The sequence below is a fragment of the Methylobacterium sp. JK268 genome, assembly GCF_054052225.1.
Map to the genome: position 1 here is coordinate 127,477 of NZ_JBSVZN010000016.1, position 17,787 is coordinate 145,263.

The 17,787-nt window shown below is 70.4% G+C and carries 12 protein-coding genes; 8 read left to right on the forward strand and 4 right to left on the reverse strand.

Annotation, left to right across the window (positions count from 1 at the left end; all coding sequences use genetic code 11):
* Position 1: 1 nt before the first annotated feature.
* From ACW9J6_RS19020 to ACW9J6_RS19035, 4 genes are all read left to right on the forward strand, one after another.
* The gene (locus ACW9J6_RS19020) at positions 2-673 is read left to right on the forward strand and encodes a 3'-5' exonuclease (RefSeq protein ID WP_457118070.1); all 672 of its coding nucleotides are present in this window, start codon (positions 2-4) and stop codon (positions 671-673) included.
* Positions 674-760: 87 nt separating this feature from the next.
* Positions 761-2,596 (forward strand): molecular chaperone HtpG, encoded by a 1,836-nt coding sequence (htpG, locus tag ACW9J6_RS19025; protein WP_457118071.1) that lies wholly within the window; start codon positions 761-763, stop codon positions 2,594-2,596.
* 255 nt (positions 2,597-2,851) lie between these two features.
* A complete protein-coding gene (locus ACW9J6_RS19030) occupies positions 2,852-4,087 on the forward strand; it encodes an MFS transporter (protein WP_457118072.1) in 1,236 nt (411 codons plus the stop codon).
* Positions 4,088-4,515: 428 nt separating this feature from the next.
* Positions 4,516-6,768 (forward strand): putative bifunctional diguanylate cyclase/phosphodiesterase, encoded by a 2,253-nt coding sequence (locus ACW9J6_RS19035; RefSeq protein ID WP_457118073.1) that lies wholly within the window; start codon positions 4,516-4,518, stop codon positions 6,766-6,768.
* Here the strand turns inward: ACW9J6_RS19035 and ACW9J6_RS19040 are convergent.
* Positions 6,737-7,933, reverse strand: coding sequence for a lytic murein transglycosylase (locus ACW9J6_RS19040; protein ID WP_457118074.1), 1,197 nt, complete (start codon positions 7,931-7,933; stop codon positions 6,737-6,739). The genes ACW9J6_RS19035 and ACW9J6_RS19040 overlap by 32 nt on opposite strands.
* A gap of 474 nt (positions 7,934-8,407) precedes the next feature.
* Here ACW9J6_RS19040 and ACW9J6_RS19045 point away from each other — a divergent pair, with 474 nt between their 5' ends.
* The 3 genes from ACW9J6_RS19045 (at position 8,408) to ACW9J6_RS19055 (ending at position 12,576) form a co-directional block, all read left to right on the forward strand.
* Positions 8,408-9,166, forward strand: coding sequence for a hypothetical protein (locus ACW9J6_RS19045; protein ID WP_457118075.1), 759 nt, complete (start codon positions 8,408-8,410; stop codon positions 9,164-9,166).
* Positions 9,167-9,740: 574 nt separating this feature from the next.
* Positions 9,741-10,769, forward strand: coding sequence for a sulfate ABC transporter substrate-binding protein (locus ACW9J6_RS19050; RefSeq protein ID WP_457118076.1), 1,029 nt, complete (start codon positions 9,741-9,743; stop codon positions 10,767-10,769).
* Positions 10,770-10,785: 16 nt separating this feature from the next.
* Positions 10,786-12,576: a SulP family inorganic anion transporter gene (locus ACW9J6_RS19055; protein ID WP_457118077.1), complete on the forward strand. Its 1,791-nt coding sequence runs from the start codon at positions 10,786-10,788 to the stop codon at positions 12,574-12,576.
* 284 nt (positions 12,577-12,860) lie between these two features.
* Here ACW9J6_RS19055 and leuD read toward each other — a convergent pair whose 3' ends face one another.
* The 3 genes from leuD to ccrA form a co-directional block, all read right to left on the reverse strand.
* Positions 12,861-13,463, reverse strand: coding sequence for a 3-isopropylmalate dehydratase small subunit (gene leuD / locus ACW9J6_RS19060; protein WP_457118078.1), 603 nt, complete (start codon positions 13,461-13,463; stop codon positions 12,861-12,863).
* Positions 13,464-13,568: 105 nt separating this feature from the next.
* Complete coding sequence (locus ACW9J6_RS19065; protein ID WP_457118079.1) at positions 13,569-13,970, reverse strand: DoxX family protein; 402 nt, start codon at positions 13,968-13,970, stop codon at positions 13,569-13,571.
* Between the two features lie 97 nt (positions 13,971-14,067).
* Complete coding sequence (gene ccrA, locus ACW9J6_RS19070; protein ID WP_457118080.1) at positions 14,068-15,363, reverse strand: crotonyl-CoA carboxylase/reductase; 1,296 nt, start codon at positions 15,361-15,363, stop codon at positions 14,068-14,070.
* A 275-nt stretch (positions 15,364-15,638) separates the two neighbouring features.
* Here ccrA and ACW9J6_RS19075 point away from each other — a divergent pair, with 275 nt between their 5' ends.
* Positions 15,639-17,666 (forward strand): protein meaA, encoded by a 2,028-nt coding sequence (locus ACW9J6_RS19075; protein ID WP_457118081.1) that lies wholly within the window; start codon positions 15,639-15,641, stop codon positions 17,664-17,666.
* Positions 17,667-17,787 lie beyond the last annotated feature (121 nt).

Here is a 17,787-nt window from a genome sequence, read left to right on the forward strand (position 1 = left end):
CATGTGGACCGGATTGCGCCGCCGCATCGACCGGCTCCGGCTGCGGGACGAGGATTACGCCTTCCTGTTCGCGCCGCCGCCCGCGGAGGAGGCGGTGGCCCTCGATTGCGAGACCACCGGGCTCGATCCGCGCCGGGACGAGATCGTGGCGGTGGCGGCGATCCGCATCCGCGGCGACCGGATCCTGACGAGCGAGCGTTTCCGCACGACCGTCCGCAGCCGCAGACCCTCGTCTCCGGCGGCGATCAAGGTCCACGGCCTGCTGGAGGCGGAGCTGCGCGAGGGCCGCCCGATCGACGCCGTGCTGCCGGACCTGCTGCACTTCATCGGCAGCCGCCCGATCGTCGGCTACTACACGGCCTTCGACGTGCGGATGATCGACCGGTCGGTGCGGCGCCGGCTCGGCGTGCGGTTGCCCAATCGGCTGATCGACGTCTCCACCCTGTACCACGCCGCGAAATACGGCGGCGCCCCCGACTACGTGAAGATCGACCTGCGCTTCGACCGCATCCTGGCCGATCTCGGGCTACCGTCCCTGCCCCAGCACGACGCCTTCAACGACGCGCTGATGACCGCGATGATCTACCTGCAATTGCGGGACATGCTGGCCCGGCGCGCCGCGATCCCGCGGGAGGCGCGGGACGCGGTCGAGACGGCGGGTTTCGGGGCCTGACCGGACCCACCCGGACGCCGGTTGAAAAGCGCGGCCGGACTTCGCATATGGCCGCCGTCACCTGGACTTAAGGGGAGCCAGTCAGTCGTGAGCGAGACTCTGGAACGGCATGCCTTCGGGGCCGAGGTCGGGCGCCTCCTGGATCTCGTCGTCCACGCGCTCTACTCCGAGCGCGAGATCTTCCTGCGCGAACTCGTCGCCAACGCCGCCGACGCCGTCGACCGGCGCCGCTTCGGGGCGCTCACCGATCCGGCGCTCTCCCTGCCGGCGGAGGTGAAGGTGCGGATCCGGCCCGACAAGGAGGCCCGCACCCTCGCCATCTCCGATCCCGGCATCGGCATGAGCAAGGAGGAGCTGGCGCAGAATCTCGGCACCATCGCGCGCTCCGGCACCCGCGCCTTCAGCCAGTCCCTCGCCGATGCCAAGCCCGACGAGCGCCCGAGCCTGATCGGCCAGTTCGGCGTCGGCTTCTACTCGGCCTTCATGGTGGCGGACCGGGTCGAGGTCACTTCCCGCAAGGCGGGCAGCGACGAGGCCTGGACCTGGGCCTCGGAGGGGCAGGGCGAGTACACGCTGGCGCCCGCGACCCGCGAAGAGCCGGGCACCGACGTGGTGCTCCACATCAAGTCCGACGCGGACGAGTATCTGGAGCCCCTGCGCCTGGAAACCATCGTGCGCAAATGGGCCGACCACATCACCGTCCCGATCACGCTGCTGCGCGACGGCGAGGAGGTCGCGGGCAATGCCGGCACCGCCCTGTGGCGCAAGCCGAAATCCGAGATCACCGAGGATGCCTACACGGAGTTCTACCGGCACCTTACCCACAACTTCGACCAGCCCTGGGCGACGCTGCACTGGCGGGCCGAGGGCGCCCTCGAATTCTCGGCGCTGCTGTTCATCCCCGGCATGAAGCCGTTCCTCGCCGTCGAGGAGGAGCGCGAGAGCAAGGTGCGGCTGCATGTCCGCCGCATGTTCATCACCGACGAGGCCGGGCTGCTGCCGTCCTGGCTGCGCTTCGTGCAGGGCGTCGTCGACACCGAGGACCTGCCGCTCAACGTCTCGCGCGAGATGCTGCAGGCGACGCCGGTCCTCGCCCGCATCCGCCGCGCGGTGACCGGCAAGGTGATGGCGGAGCTGAAGTCCCGCGCCAAGGACGCGGAGAGCTACGCCACCTTCTGGCAGGCCTTCGGTCCGGTGCTGAAGGAGGGCATCTGGGAGGATGCCGAGCACCGCGACGACATCGCGGCCCTGCTGCGCTTCCGCTCCTCGGCCGTGGAGGGCTGGACGTCCTTCGCCGACTACGTCTCGCGCATGAAGCCGAACCAGGAGGCGATCTACGTCCTGGTCGGCGACGACGCGGCGGCCCTGGCGAAGTCGGCGCAGATCGAGGGCTTCCGGGCGCGCGGGATCGAGGTGCTGCTGCTTTCCGACCACGTCGACGCCTTCTGGCCGGAGCGCCTCGACAAATTCGACGGCAAGCCGATCCGCAGCATCACCCAGAGCGCCGACGACCTCTCGGCCTTCGCGCCCGAGGGCGAGGCGGCCGGGGAGGCGGCGGATCTCGGCGACCTGCTGCCGAAGCTCAAGGAGGCCCTGAAGGACGACGTCGCGGACGTGCGGGCGAGCCAGCGGCTCGTCGAGAGCGCGGTGCTGCTCTCGGCTTCCCAGGGCGGGCCGGACCTGCAGATGCAGCGCCTGCTGCGCCGCGCCGGCCGCGGCTTCGGGGCCGGCCTGCCGGTGCTGGAGCTGAATCCCCGCCACCCCCTGGTGCACCGGATCGCCGAGCGCGCGAGGGCCGGAGAGGACGTGGGAGAGGCCGCGCAGACGCTCCTCGACCTCGCCCACGTCCAGGGCGGCGACCCGCCTCGCGACCCGGTCGCCTTCGCGCGCCGCGTGGCGTCGGCGCTGGCGGCGAGCGGCTGAGGCGGGAGCCGCGCACCGCCGACCGAGGGTGCCTCCTCCGAGCCACGACCGCGTGCCAGCGTCGCGAGGCCGTGGGCCGCCGGATCCTCGCTCCGGCACCGGCCGCCGCATCGGCGATCGTGGCCGGAGCGGTCGCCGCCAAGCATACGCGAGGACCGAGCGCGGCCCTGCCCGGCGTCGCCGCACCTTCTCGTGCCGCCGAAATGGGCTAGGTGCCTCTCCGCGGTGTCAGAGGACGGACCAGGAGGGCAGGGGGTGCGGACGATCGAGGAGGAGAGGCCGGCCATCGGCCAGGAGGCGCGCGCCGCCCGGGGCTCGGGCCTGCGTCACCCGCTCGTCGTCGCCTTCGGGCTGATGCTGATCGCCTTCAACCTGCGGCCCGCCCTCTCCAGCGTCGGCCCGCTCCTGTCCCGGATCCGCGAGGAGACCGGCATGGGCGCGGCGCTCGCCGGGGCGCTCATCACGCTGCCCGTGCTGTGCCTCGGCGTGTTCGGCCGGCTCGCCCCGCTCCTGGGCCGGCGGCTCGGGCCCGACACGACGGCGCTCCTCGCCCTCCTCGTGACCGCGGCGGGGCTGGTCCTGCGCGGCCTCGGCGGTCTGGAAGCCCTCTTCGCCGGATCCCTGGTCGCGGCCGGCGGCATCGGCGTCGTCAACGTCATCCTCCCGGCGATCGTCAAGCGGGACTTTCCCGACCGCCCCGGCCTCATGACGGGCCTCTACACCGCCACGCTCTGCCTCGGCGCCTCCGCCGGGGCGGGGCTGACGGTGCCCGCCGGGCAGGTGCTCGGCTCCGCCTGGCGCGGACCGATGATGGTCTGGGCCCTCCCGGCCCTCGCCGCCGCCCTGGCCTGGCTCCCCCTGGCCCTCGCGGCGCCCCGCGCCCCAACCTCCGGCGGCGGTCGGCGTGCCTCACCCCTGTGGCGGAACCCGCTCGCGTGGCAGGTCACCGGCTTCATGGGCGTCCAGTCCTCGCTTGCCTACATCGTGTTCGGATGGCTTCCCGCCGCCCTCGGCGATCGCGGCCTGGACCCGCTCGCGGCTGGGCTCGTCGCGTCGCTCTCGGCCATGGCGCAGACGGTCCTCGCCCTCGTGATTCCGCCGCTCGCCGCGCGGTCGCGGGATCAGCGGGCCTGGGTGCTGCTGGTGGCGGGCTCGGCGGTCTGCGGCTTCTGCGGCCTCCTCGTCGGACCGCTCGTCCTGCTCTGGCCCTTCGCCCTCGTCCTCGGGCTCGGGCTCGGCGGCTGCTTCGGGCTCGCCCTGACGCTGATCGTGCTGCGCTCCCCCGACTCGCGGACGGCCGGCGACCTCTCGGCGATGGCGCAGGGGATCGGCTACACTCTCGCCTCCCTCGGCCCGTTCCTGATCGGCCTCGCGCACGAGGCCGGCGGAGGCTGGGGGCTGCCGGCCCTGCTTTATCTCGGCATCGGACTGGCGGCGGTCGCGCTCGGTCTGCTCGCCGGACGCAAGAGGCTGGTGCCAATCTGCCCGTAGAGCGACTTCCGCCCACCGGAATGCCGGTCCAGCGCAGACGATGCGGCGGAATGAAAATCGAGAGCAAGCATGATTGCAGCGCGATCGGGCTCTGCGATCGAAAACAACCCGTCTGATCTGACACGCGACGCCGGTTGCAGGCCCCTCGTCTTTCCGCATGGCCGACGCTGGACCGGGACTCGTCTTAGCGGGACCTGCTCTCGGGACCGCGATCCCCGGACGCGGGCGCACCGCGGGCTGCGCAACTGCCGTGCAATGCGGCGCTCCTTTCCGAAGGGAAATCGGCAAAAAATCAACTCTATCAACACAATATTCACCCAAAAAATAACCGATTTAGCTGCGTCAGATTTGTCAGGAAGCGATCGTTTGTTTACGGACTTCGGCCAGGGTGGTGGTCGCACGGGCGCGCGACGGGCAGGGTGTCCTATATGATCTGGAAATGGCTCGAAGCGCCTGCGTCGTCCGCCGCGATCGACCTCGCCGTTCGCCTCTATCAGGCGACGAGCGAGACGGATTTCTTCACAATCCTGAGCGAGATCCAGCGGCGGCGCGCGAGGACGATCACCGTCGACGGCTTCTCGGTCGCCCTGGACGGGCGCCGGATCCGCCACGTCCTGGAAAGCGGCGCGTTGCGCGGCGCTCCGGTACGATCGGCCATTGAGGCGTGGCTCGTCGACGAGTCGCAGGACGACGCCATCCTCGATCGCCCGGAGGGCGGCGTCCACGTCCTACGCCAGCGGCTGACCTGGGAGGGCCATCTCCTCGGCGGGCTCGTGCTGACGGGCGAGCGGCTCACCCGGACCGACATGGCCCGCTGCGCGGTGCTCGCGCGGCTCGCCTCCGGAGCCCTCGCCGGCCTTCACCAGCGGCGATTGTCCCAGCTGGTCATCGAGGCGATGGAGGAGAGCGAGGAGGCCTTGGCCTTCTACGACGAGAACGAGGACATCGTCTTCACCAACGAGGCCTATCACCGGATCTTCCCGCATTATCCGGACCGGGCCGCACTGCGCGGCCGGTCGCATCTCGACCTCTACCGGATGGACCTGGCGGCCGGGATCATCGACGACCCGCTCGCGCGCGGCGACCCCGACGCGTTTCTGGCCGAGCGCGCCCGCCTCTCGCGGGCCCTGGTCGGGCGGCAGCGCGAGATCCAGCGGATCGACGGCCGAACCTACATCTACACGCGGACCCGCTCCCGCACGGGCGCGACGCTGTCGCGGCGCACCGACATCACCGAACAGGCGCAGACCGAGGCGAGGCTGCGCGAGCGCGAGACCGAACTCCACGCCCTGGCGTTCCGCGATCCGCTGACCGGGCTCTACAACCGGGCCTTTCTGCGTGAGCGGGAGGCGGTGCTGCGTCGGCGGCGGGCTGCGGACCGCACCGCCGGGGTCGCCGTCCTCGTCATCGGCATCGACGGCCTCAGGGCCGTGAACGACACGTTCGGGCACGATTGCGGGGACGAGGTGCTGGCGGAGACCGCCCGTCGCCTCGCGCGTGCGCTGCCGGAGAGCGACGCCCTGCTGCGGCTGAGCAGCGACGAGTTCGTGGTGCTGGTCGAGCGGAAGATCCATCCCGCCGAGTTGGCGGGTCTCGCCGAGCGCATCATCGCGGCAGCCGCCCCGCCGATGACGATCGGCGATCGGGTGATCCGCGTCGGCGCGAGCGTCGGCATCGCGATGAACACCGGGCCCGACCTCGATCTCGGCGTGCTGATGAGCGACGCGGACCTCGCGATGGGTGAAGCGAAGTCCCGGGCGGGCGGCAGCTATCGCTTCTCCCATCCCGATCAGCGGCGCGCCATGGTCGAGCGGCTCGCCCTGGTCGAGGATCTGCGCGCGGCCCTGCGGACGGGCGGGTTTACGCTGCACTACCAGCCGCAATTCGCCACGCGGGACGGGCGGCTGGTCGGTTTCGAGGCACTGGCGCGCTGGAACCATCCCCGGAAGGGGACGATCCCGCCCGACGTGTTCATCCCGGTCCTCGAAGAACATGGCCTCGTCGAAGCCCTGGGCAGCTACGTGCTGCGCACCGCCTGCGCCGAGGCACGCGACTGGCCGGAGGACCTGCGGATCGCCGTCAACGTCTCCCCGCTGCAGGTGCGCGGCGGCGGGTTCGCGCCGATCCTGGAAGAAACGCTTCTGCGCACCGGCCTCGCGCCGCAGCGGCTGGAACTGGAGATCACCGAGTCGGTGCTGCTGGTCGGCGAGGACCGCACCCGGGCGGAACTCGACCGCTGGAAGGCCCTCGGCGTCCGCGTCGCCCTCGACGATTTCGGCAGCGGCTATTCCAGCCTCAGCTACCTGGGTGCCTTCCCGATCGACAAGATCAAGATCGACCGGACCTTCATCGGGCGGTTCGATCCCGCGGCGCCGGACGCGGCGCCCGGCGCCATCCTGAACGCGATCATCAATCTCGGCCGCGCCCTCGGCCTCACCGTCACGGCCGAGGGGATCGAGCGGGACGAGCAGCTCGCCTACCTGCGCGAGCGGGAATGCACGGAGGTGCAGGGCTTCCTGCTCGGCCGTCCTCTGACGCCGGCCGAGGCGCGCGCGCTGATCCGGAAGACGCGTCCGTCCGACGACGCCCTCTGCCCCGAGGAGGCCGGGCCCGACCCGGCGGGCCCCGCTCCGGCGGCGAAGGACCGGGTCACCCGCGCCGGAGCGCTTCCAGCACCTTAGCGCCGGGCCGGCCTGTCTGCGGCCATCCGAGCTGGCGCTCGATATCCTTGATGGCGTCGCGAGTCTTGGCGCCGACGCGGCCGTCCGGCTCGCCGACGTCGTAGCCGCGCTGGGACAGCGCGCTCTGCAGCGCCCGCCGGTCGGCCCGGGAGAGGGGAGGGTCGTCGGTCGGCCACGCCGCCTGGATCCCGGTCCGCCCGCGCAGGCGGTCGGAGAGGACGGCGATCGCCAGCCCGTAGGACTCGGCGGCGTTGTAGGAGTAGATCGCGTCGAAGTTCCGGGTCACCAGGAAGGCCGGACCCTCCACGCCCGCCGGCGCGATGATGCCGACCGGCCCCTCGCCGCTGAGCGGCCGCCCGTCGATCCGGGTCACGCCGAGGCTCGCCCAGTGGGCGACCGGGCGCTTGGCCTTGCGCCCCGCCGCCGCGAGGTTGAACCCGGCCGGCAGCCGCACCTCGTAGCCCCAGGGAAGGCCGTTCTGCCACTTGGCGGCGCGCAGGAAATTCGCCGTCGAGCCGACCGCGTCGGCGACCGTATCGACCACGTCGCGCCGCCCGTCCCCGTCGAGATCGACGGCCAGGCGCTGGTAGGTGGAGGGCATGAACTGAGTCTGGCCGAAGGCGCCGGCCCAGGAGCCGGTCAGGCGCTCCGGCGCGATGTCGCCGTGGTCGATGATCTTGAGCGTCGCCATCAGCTCGCCGCGGAAGTAGCCGGCGCGGCGGTTGGAGGAGCAGGCGAGGGTGGCGAGCGACTGCACCAGCGGCATCTTGCCGAGGTTCTTGCCGAAATTCGATTCGACGCCCCAGACCGCCGCGACCGTGTAGCGGTCGACGTGGAAGCGCGCCTCGGCCTCCGCCAGGGCGGCGGCGTGCTGGCGCATGGCCGCGCGCCCGTCCTCGACCCGCTCGTCGTCGACGAGCGCCGCCATGTAGTCCCAGATCGGCGTCTTGAACTCGGGCTGGGCCTGCGAGAGTTCGATCACCTTGTCGTCGTAGCTGATCCCGGCGGTGGCGGCCTGGAAGGCGGCCGGCGAGATCCCCTTGGACGCGGCCTCCTGCCCGAGCCCGGCGAGGCACGAGCGGAAATTCGCCCGCGCGCCTGCAGGCAGCGCGAAGCCGCCGAGGCAGAGCAGGGTCGCGGCCGTGGCGCGCGCGCGTAGCGTCATCGGGGGCCTCCGTGAGCCGTCATCCAAGCACGCGAATAGGGCAATACCAGGGTTAACGAAGTCTTGAGACGCGCTGCAGCCTCGGCGCCGGCGGGGTCCAGCCGGCCCGGACCCCGTCGCAGCCGCCACTCCCTATCATGTAGACTCCCAGATGGAGTCGGCCCTACACTCCGATCCAGCATGTCGAAATCGGGAAGGGACGCAGCGATGATGGGGTCTGACGTCCTGGAAGTCGGAATCGGGCTCACTCTTATGTTTCTGCTTGTGAGTCTTCTGTGTTCTGCTCTGCGAGAGATGATTGAAGCTGCGCTCAAATCTCGTGCCGGAGATCTTGAACGCGGATTGAGGGAGATTTTTGGGAATGGCACAACGAATCAATTTCTCAAAACTTTCTACAATCATACGTTGATATATTCTCTGTTCAACGGAAAATACGTCGCACCTGGAGACAGAGGCTCCGGGATCATGGAAGATTTGAAGCACACTGCAACCGACGTGTGGCGGCGACAGAACTTGCCGGCCTATATCCCGTCGCGCAATTTCGCCGCCGCCGTCCTCGACCTGGCGGTCCGGCCGGAGGACCGGGACGGCGAGCCTCCGCCGCCGCTCACGGTGGACGCTCTCCGGCTCACCGTCTCGAAGATGGACGACACGTCTCCGATCAAGCCCCTGCTCCGGACGGCGCTCGATGGGGTCGAGAAAGATGTCGGCGAGGTCAGGAAGAACCTGGAGGCGTGGTACAACGCGTCCATGGACCGGGTGTCCGGCTGGTACAAGCGCCGCACCCAGCTGATCCTGTTCGGGCTCGGGCTGCTCACGGCGGCGATGTTCAACATCGACACCGTGTGGGTGGCCGGGCGGCTCAGCACCGACAAGGCTTACCGCCAGGCCGTCGTGGCGCAGGCCGGCACCATCGTCGCGCGATCGGCCGCGCCGCGGGACGGGGAGGCGGCGAGCCTCCCGGAACGGTTCGGTGCGCTGAGGACCGAACTGGAGGCCACCGGGGCCCTGATGGGGTGGTGGCCGCCGCAACTCGCCGGGTGCGGAAGCCCAGCCGACCCGTGCATCTGGCATGTCGGCCAGATGCTGCTCGGCTGGCTGGCGACGGCGCTCGCCGTGACGCTGGGGGCTCCGTTCTGGTTCGACGTTCTCAACAAGTTCATCGTGATCCGATCGACCGTGAAGCCGTCGGAGAAGAGCCGACCCGAAGCGTCGAAGGACCGTCAGACTTAGTGGCTCAGCACAGAGGATTTGACGGTTTCGGCGTGCGTGGCCTCGAAGACCGCGTCGCCGTGATGGCGGAGGGTCGGATCGTCGAGACCGGCCCGGCGGACGCGGTCTTCGAGGCCCCGCAGCATCCCGTCACCCGGCGCCTCCTCGCGGCCGTGGCGAGGCTGCCGATGCGGGAGGGGGAGGCGAGCGAGGCCGCAGACCCGGGCCCTCGCGGCGGCGCTTCGGCGCCGAGCCTCTCCCTGGGGCCGTCGGCAGCGCCGCGGTCCTGCGACGGATACGGGCACCGACCAGGTCCGGATGTCGTCTGGCCGCGCATTCGCGGCGAGTGCGGAATTCTGTCGTGCCGCGCGCCCACAAAGGAGAATATAGTTACAATATATGGCAGCTTAAGAGTGTTATTTTCTGCTTAACATCCTTGAATTGACAAGCAAAATAGGAGATATTACCCAGATTATCGGCGGCATCCGTTCCGGAGCGCTGCCCGCCACGGGTTCCTCATGTCACGATGCCCACCGTCGCGACCGGTCGCGGCTCACGCACGCCCCGGCACGCGTCGCGCCGGAGGATCTCTCGCATGAGCCGCGCCCTGATCGGGAACGTCGCGGCCCTCGGCGCGATCGCGCTCGCGGGCCTCCTGATCCTCGGCCGTAACCTGCCGGATGCGGGCGGGACCGCGATCCTGAACGTCTCGTACGACCCGACCCGGGAACTCTACGCGGCGCTCAACCCTGCCTTCTCGGCGGCCTACGCCCGGGACGCTGGCCGGACGGTCCGGGTGAAGCAGTCGCATGGCGGCTCCTCCGGGCAGGCGAGGTCAGTCATCGCGGGCGAGCAGGAGGCGGACGTCGTCACGCTCGGGCTGCCCTCCGACATCGACGGGCTGGCCAAGCGCGGCCTCGTCGCCCCGGACTGGCGCGCACGCTACCCGAACCACGCCGTGCCCTACACCTCGACCATCGTCTTCGTGGTGCGGGCGGGCAATCCGAAGGGCGTGCGCGACTGGCCCGATCTCGTGCGCGACGGCGTCGAGGTGGTGACGCCCGACCCGAAGACCTCCGGGAACGGCAAGCTCAGCGCCCTCGCGGCCTGGGGCTCCGTGGTCACGCGCGGCGGCGACGAGGCCGCCGCCAAGGCGTTCCTGGACGCGCTCTACGGCCACGTTACGGGCCTCGCCTCCGGCGCTCGCGGGGCCGCCGACGCCTTCGCGGTCGAGCGCGTCGGCGACGTCCACCTGACCTGGGAGAACGAGGCACTCCGCGAAGTCGCCGCCGCGAGGGGCGCCCTGGAGATCGTCTACCCGCCGGTGAGCATCCTGGCCGAGCCCAGCGTCGCCGTGGTGGAGGCCAACGCGCGCCGGCACGGGGTGGAGGCCGAGGCGAAAAGCTTCCTGGCCCACCTGTTCGCGCCGGCCGCGCAGGAGACCATCGCCCGCCTGGGCTACCGGCCGTCGAACGCCGAGGTGCTCGCCCGCCATGCGGACCGCCTGCCGCCGCTCACGCTGTTCCCGGTCACCGCGCTCGCACCCGACTGGGCCGCTGCCCAGCAGCGCTTCTTCGGCGAGAACGGCATTCTCGACACCGTTCGCCGGGCGCCGACGCAATGAGGACCATCGGCCATCCATGAGCGCCACCCCGCTTCCGGCCTCCGTCGCCCTCGCGCGGCTCGCCGCCTGGCGCCCCTCCTCCGACGCCCTCCGCCGCGACCTCGTCGCCGGGCTGACGGTGGCGGCGATCTCCCTGCCGCAGGGCATGGCCTACGCGCTCCTCGCCGGGGTCGATCCGCGCTACGGGCTCTACTCGGCCATCGTGGTCACGCTGATCGCCTCGCTACTCGGCTCCTCCTCGCACCTCATCAACGGGCCCACGAGCGCGATCTCGCTCCTCGTCTTCTCGGCCCTCGGCCATTTCGACCCGGACGCGCGGGGCCAGGCCGCGGAGGCGATGTTCCTGCTCGGCACGATGGTCGGCGCGATCCAGATTCTGATCGCGGTCTTCCGCCTCGGCGACCTCACCCGCTACATATCGGAATCAGTCATCCTCGGCTTCATGGCCGGAGCCTCCGTGCTGCTCGCCGTCAGCCAGATCGGCAATGCGCTCGGCCTCAAGAGCCGCGGCCACGGCGACCAGGGCGTGCTGGTGCGCCTCTGGCTCACCGTCACGGAGGGTGGACCGATCAGCGGCAAGGCCCTCACGCTCAGCCTCGGGGCGGTGGTCCTGGCGGTGCTGTTCCGGCGCATCGTGCGCCGCTACCGCCTGCCGCAGCTCGACATGCTGGCCGCGCTCACCGTGGTGGCGCTCCTCGCCTTCCTCGCCGGCTGGACGGCCGTGGGGCCTGACGGCCGGACGGCGGTCGGGGTCGCCGGGGTGGTGCCGGCAAGCCTGCCGAGCTTCCACGTCGCCGAGATCCGGCTCTCCTGGCTTTCCGACCTCGGCGGCAGCGCGCTCGCCATCGCGTTCATGGGCCTCCTGGAGGCGCTCGCCATCGCCAAGTCGATCGCACACGAGACGCGCCAGCCCCTCGACTACAACCGGCAATGCATGGCCGAAGGGGCGGCCAACCTCGTGGGCGGCTTCTTCCAGTGCCTGCCGGGCTCGGGCTCGCTCTCCCGCTCGGCGATCAACTACCAGGCCGGGGCGCGCACGCGCTTCTCCGGTGTGGTGGTCGCGCTTGCCGTGGCGGTCGCGCTGCTCGCCTTCGCGCCCCTCACCCAGTTCATCCCCAAGGCGGCGCTGGCGGGCCTGCTCTTCGTGACGGCCGCTCGCCTCATCGACGTGAAGCGGCTCGCCCGCGCGATCCGCGGCTCGGGCTACGATGCCGGCCTCGTTGCCGCGACGGCGGGCTCCGCGCTCCTCCTCGGGGTCGAGTTCTCGATCCTCGTCGGCGTGGCGCTGTCGATCCTGCTCTTCGTGCCCCGCGCGGCCAAACTGAAGGTGTCCGAGCTGATCGTCACCGACGAGGGCGTGGTGCGCGAGCGCGTGAACGGCGACGCCCCGGCCCGCGGCCTGATCGTGCTGGACCTCGAGGGCGAATTGTTCTTCGGCGCCGCGCCGGACCTGGAGCAGGCCCTGGGCTGGGTCCTGAACCGCGCGCGGGCCGAGGGCATCGGCCACGTGGTGGTACGCCTCAAGCGCGCCCGCCATCCGGACGTGGTCTGCCTCGACGTCCTCGAGCAGTTCCTGCGCGACGCCGCGCAGGCCGGCGTGACCGTGCGGCTCGCCGGCGCCCAGCCGGACCTTCTGGCGCTGATCCGGCGCCTTGGCGTGACCGCGTGGTTTCCGGACGAGCGCATCTTCCCGGAGGAGGACGAGCGCGACTCGGCGACCCTCAAGGCGGTGCGCCAGACCTGCGCTGCCCTGGAGGCGGGCCGGGTTAGGTCGCCGGGTTCCGGCACGCTCTACTACCTGGTCTGAGAGCGCGTCGGCCGGACGGGCCCGACGCCGCGAACGGCCGCGACTGACGGTTGCTGTGGGGCTCGTCCTTGCCGTTCCGGCCCAGGCGGCCGGGCGTGCAGGATCTCCGGGCGTGGCTTCACCGCGGAGGCACTGGAGACGTCGAACCCGAGCGGCTCCCCACCCTCAGGGCCACGCACGCCCAAACCGGCACATCCTCTGTGCTGAGCCACGAGCCCGGCAGGGGCGTGTCAGAGCATCCCCGGACGAAACGCGCCCCGCTTCGTCCGGAGATCCGGCGCCGCTCAGGCCCAGGGCCGCTCGGCGAGCTTCGCCTCGTAGGCCTCGATCGCCGGCGCCTTCTCGAGGGTGAGGCCGATATCGTCGAGCCCGTTGAGGAGGTTGTGCTTACGGCCGGGATCGATGTCGAAGTGCAGCACCCCGGCGTCGGGTCCGCGGATCTCTTGGCGCTCCAGGTCGACGGTGAGCGTGGCGTTCGCGCCGCGGCCGGCGTCGTCGAACAGCTTCTCCAGGTCCTCCGGCGAGACCGTGATCAGCAGGATCCCGTTCTTGGCGCTGTTGTTGAAGAAGATGTCGGCGAAGCTCGTGGAGATGATGCAGCGGATGCCGAAATCCGCGAGCGCCCAGGGCGCGTGCTCGCGGGAGGAGCCGCAGCCGAAATTATCGCCGACCACCAGGATCTTGGCGTTCCGGTAGGCCGGTTGATTGAGCACGAAGTCCGGGTTCTCCGAGCCGTCGTCCCGGTAGCGCATCTCCGAGAACAGGCCCTTGCCGAGGCCGGTCCGCTTGATGGTCTTGAGATACTGCTTGGGGATGATGCGGTCGGTGTCGACGTTGACGATCGGCAGCGGCGCCGCGACGCCTTCGAGAACGGTGAACTTTTCCATGATGCGCGCTTCCCGGCGGCCCCGGACGGAGGGCGGCCCTGCGCGTTCTAGCAAGCGCGGGGAGGGCCGCGCAAATCCCGGATCCGGGCGGCCCGGAGCGGCGGTTCAGACCCGCAGGTCCCGGCGGCCGAGCTGCGCGTCGAGGCTCAGCGGTCCCGGTCCGGCGAAGACGAAGTACAGGAAGACGAAGCTGTAGAGGATCGCCGCGTCGCCGCCGTTGAGGGCCGGGAAGAAGCTCCGCGGCGCGTGCGCGAGGAAGTAGGCGACGGCCATCTCGCCCGACAGGACGAAGGCCACCGGCCGCGTGAACAGGCCGAGGGCGAGGAGCGCGCCGCCGACGAGTTCGAAGATCCCGGCGATGCCGGGCAGCGAGGTCAACGCCGGGGGATTCGCCATGGCGGGAAAGCCGAGCACCTTCTGGGTGCCGTGCGCCATGAAGATCAGCGCCGAGACGATGCGCAGGACGCTGCGGGCGAGGGGCGCGTAACGGTCGAGGGTGGCAAACATCGCGGGCTCCGACGCTCGGCCGTCCGGGAACGATACCGGACGGCCGAGCTTGCCTTAGCCCATGGCGCGGGGGGCCATCAACCCGCTGCCGACGGCCTCAGCGCGTGCCCGACAGTTCCAGCACGTCGTCGAAGGTGCGCAGGCCCGCCTTCTGGGCGTTCACCAGCACGGCCATGTTGCCGGGGGCGTGCTGGTTCTTCCACATCTTGGTGTGGGCGTGCGGGATCTTGTCCCAGGGGAAGAGCTCGCTCATGCAGGGATCGACCCGCCGGTCGATCACGAACTGGTTCGCCGAAGCCGCCTGCTTGAGATGGGCGAAGTGCGAGCCCTGGATCCGCTTCTGGCGCATCCAGACGTAGCGGGCGTCGAAGGTGATGTTGAAGCCGGTCGTGCCGGCGCAGAACACCACCATGCCGCCGCGCTTCACCACCAGGCACGAGACCGGGAAGGTCGCCTCGCCCGGATGCTCGAACACGATGTCGACGTCGTTGCCCTTGCCGGTGATGTCCCAGATCGCCTTGCCGAACCGGCGGGCCTCCTTCAGCCACTCATTGTACTCGGGCGAGTTGACCTTGGGGAGCTGACCCCAGCAGTTGAAGTCCTTGCGGTTGATGACGCCCTTGGCGCCGAGGCTCATGACGTAGTCGCGCTTCGACTCGTCGGAGATCACCGCGATGGCGTTCGCGCCCGAGGCCGCGCAGAGCTGCACGCCGAACACGCCGAGACCGCCCGAGGCGCCCCAGATCAGCACGTTCTGGCCCGGCCGCACCGTGTGGGGCGAGTGGCCGAACAGCATCCGGTAGGCGGTGGCCAGCGTCAGCGTGTAGCAGGCGCCCTCTTCCCAGGTCAGGTGCTTGGGCCGATGCATGAGTTGGCGCGACTGCACCCGGCAGAACTGCGCGAAGGAGCCGTCCCCGGTCTCGTAGCCCCAGATGCGCTGCGACGGCGAGAACATCGGGTCGCCGCCATTGCACTCCTCGTCGTCACCGTCGTCCTGGTTGCAGTGGACGATAACCTCGTCGCCGACCTTCCAGCGCTTCACCTTCGCGCCGACCTTCCAGACGATGCCGGAGGCGTCCGAACCGGCGATGTGGTACTCGCCCTTGTGGACGTCGAAGGGCGAGATCGGCTCGCCCAGGCCCGCCCAGACGCCGTTGTAGTTGACGCCGGCCGCCATCACGAGGACCAGCACCTCGTCGTCGCCGATCGGCCAGGTCGGCAGCACCTCGATCTTCATCGAGTCCTCCGGCGGCCCGTGCCGCTCCCGGCGGATCGCCCAGGCGTACATCTTGGCCGGCACGTGGCCGAGCGGCGGGATCTCGCCGATCTCGTAGAGATCCTTCAGCTGACCCGCGTCACCGGCGATCGGCTGCACCGCAGCGCCCGCACCCATTGCCGAGCCTCCCTCTGATATTGCACTGCACCGATCCTAGCGGCGAACACCGGGGGGTCAAATAGACCAAAAGCAGGGCAGACGGCCGCCGAAAAGGCAGGCAATCCCGGGTTCTGTCACCGCGTCGGGCGGCCGATCCCAAGGTACAGGATTCGCCGCCCCGGCACGAGACCTTGTGGATGGGTGACGCTGCCCGAGGGCTTGTCTACCATGCGGTGCCCAACCGAGGGGATTCGCGGGCGGGACCGAAGTGCAGCGCGAGGGACGAGGGCGCCATGGGCGAGCAGGCGACGGGAACGGTGCAGCGCGACAAGCCGTGGATCATCCGCACCTATGCGGGCCACTCCACCGCCGCGGATTCGAACGCGCTCTACCGGCGCAACCTCGCCAAGGGCCAGACGGGCCTGTCGGTCGCCTTCGACCTGCCGACCCAGACCGGCTACGACCCGGACCACGTGCTGGCCCGCGGCGAGGTCGGCAAGGTCGGGGTGTCGATCGCCCATCTGGGCGACATGCGGACCCTGTTCCGCGACATCCCGCTCGCGCAGATGAACACCTCGATGACCATCAACGCGACGGCGCCCTGGCTGCTGGCGCTTTACCTCGCGGTCGCCGAGGAGCAGGGCGCGCCGCTCGACGCCCTGCAGGGCACGACGCAGAACGACATCATCAAGGAGTACCTCTCGCGCGGCACCTACGTGTTCCCGCCCGCGCCGAGCCTGCGGCTCACCAAGGACGTGATCCTGTTCACGACCCGGAACGTGCCGAAGTGGAACCCGATGAACGTCTGCTCCTACCACCTGCAGGAGGCGGGGGCGACGCCGGTCCAGGAACTCTCCTACGCGCTCGCCATCGCGATCGCCGTGCTCGACACCGTGCGCGCGGATCCCGATTTCGACGAGGGCTCCTTCGAGGAGGTGGTCGGCCGCATCTCGTTCTTCGTGAATGCGGGGCTGCGGTTCGTCACCGAGATCTGCAAGATGCGGGCGTTCTGCGACCTCTGGGACGAGATCACCCGCGACCGCTACGGCATCAAGGATCCGCGCAAGCGCATCTTCCGCTACGGGGTGCAGGTGAACTCGCTCGGCCTGACCGAGCAGCAGCCCGAGAACAACGTGCACCGCATCCTGATCGAGATGCTGGCCGTGACCCTCTCCAAGCGCGCGCGCGCCCGCGCCGTGCAGCTCCCGGCCTGGAACGAGGCGCTCGGCCTGCCGCGGCCCTGGGACCAGCAATGGTCGATGCGCATGCAGCAGATCCTCGCCTTCGAGACCGACCTGCTCGAATTCGACGACATCTTCGACGGCTCGACCGTCATCGACGCCAAGGTCGAGGAGCTGAAGGCGCAGACCCGGGCCGAGCTGGACCGGATCGGCGCGCTCGGCGGCGCGGTGGCGGCGGTGGAGACGGGCACCCTCAAGCGCGCCCTCGTGGAGGCGAATGCCCGCCGGATCGCGGCGATCGAGCGGGGCGAGCAGGTTGTGGTCGGCGTCAATCGCTTCGAATCCGGCGAGCCCTCGCCGCTGACCGCGGGCGACGGGGCGATCTTCACCGTCTCGGAGACGGTCGAGATGGAGGCGCAGACCCGCATCCGCGCGTGGCGGGCCGAGCGCGACGCCGCCGCCGCGTCCCGCGCCCTCGACGACCTGGAGGCCGCGGCGCGCTCGGGCGCCAACATCATGCCGGCCTCGATCGCCTGCGCGAAGGCGGGAGTGACCACGGGCGAGTGGGGCGAGCGCCTGCGGGCGGTGTTCGGCGAGTACCGGGCGCCCACCGGCGTGACGCCCGAGACCGCGACCTCGGGCGCCGCCGAGGAGGCGCGCCTGCTCATCGCCGATCTCGGGACGAAGCTCGGCGAGACGCCGAAGCTCGTCGTCGGCAAGCCGGGCCTCGACGGCCACTCGAACGGCGCCGAGCAGATCGCGCTGCGCGCCCGCGACGTCGGCTTCGACGTCACCTACGACGGCATCCGGCAGACGCCGGACGAGATCGTCGCCAAGGCCAAGGAGCGCGGCGCCCACGTGATCGGCTTGTCGATCCTGTCGGGCTCGCACGTGCCGCTGGTGCGCGAGGTCAAGGCGCGGCTGCGCGCGGAGGGGCTCGACCACGTGCCGGTGGTGGTCGGGGGCATCATCTCGCAGGAGGACGAGCTCGTCCTCAAGAACATGGGCGTGGCGGCGGTCTACACGCCGAAGGACTACGCCATCGACACGATCATGGTCGGCCTCGCCAAGGTGGTCGAACGGGCGATCGCCCGGCGGGAGGCGGAGGAGGCCCAGCCGACGCGCGAGATCGTCTTCTGACCCGCGCCGACGTGGCAGCGCCGCCGGATTTCTCGTTGAAACGTCACGGTCGTCGCCTACAGTCCAGCCGGACGGTCGAATTCGAGCGGACTTGTCGATATCCCGACTGTCCGCCGGGACC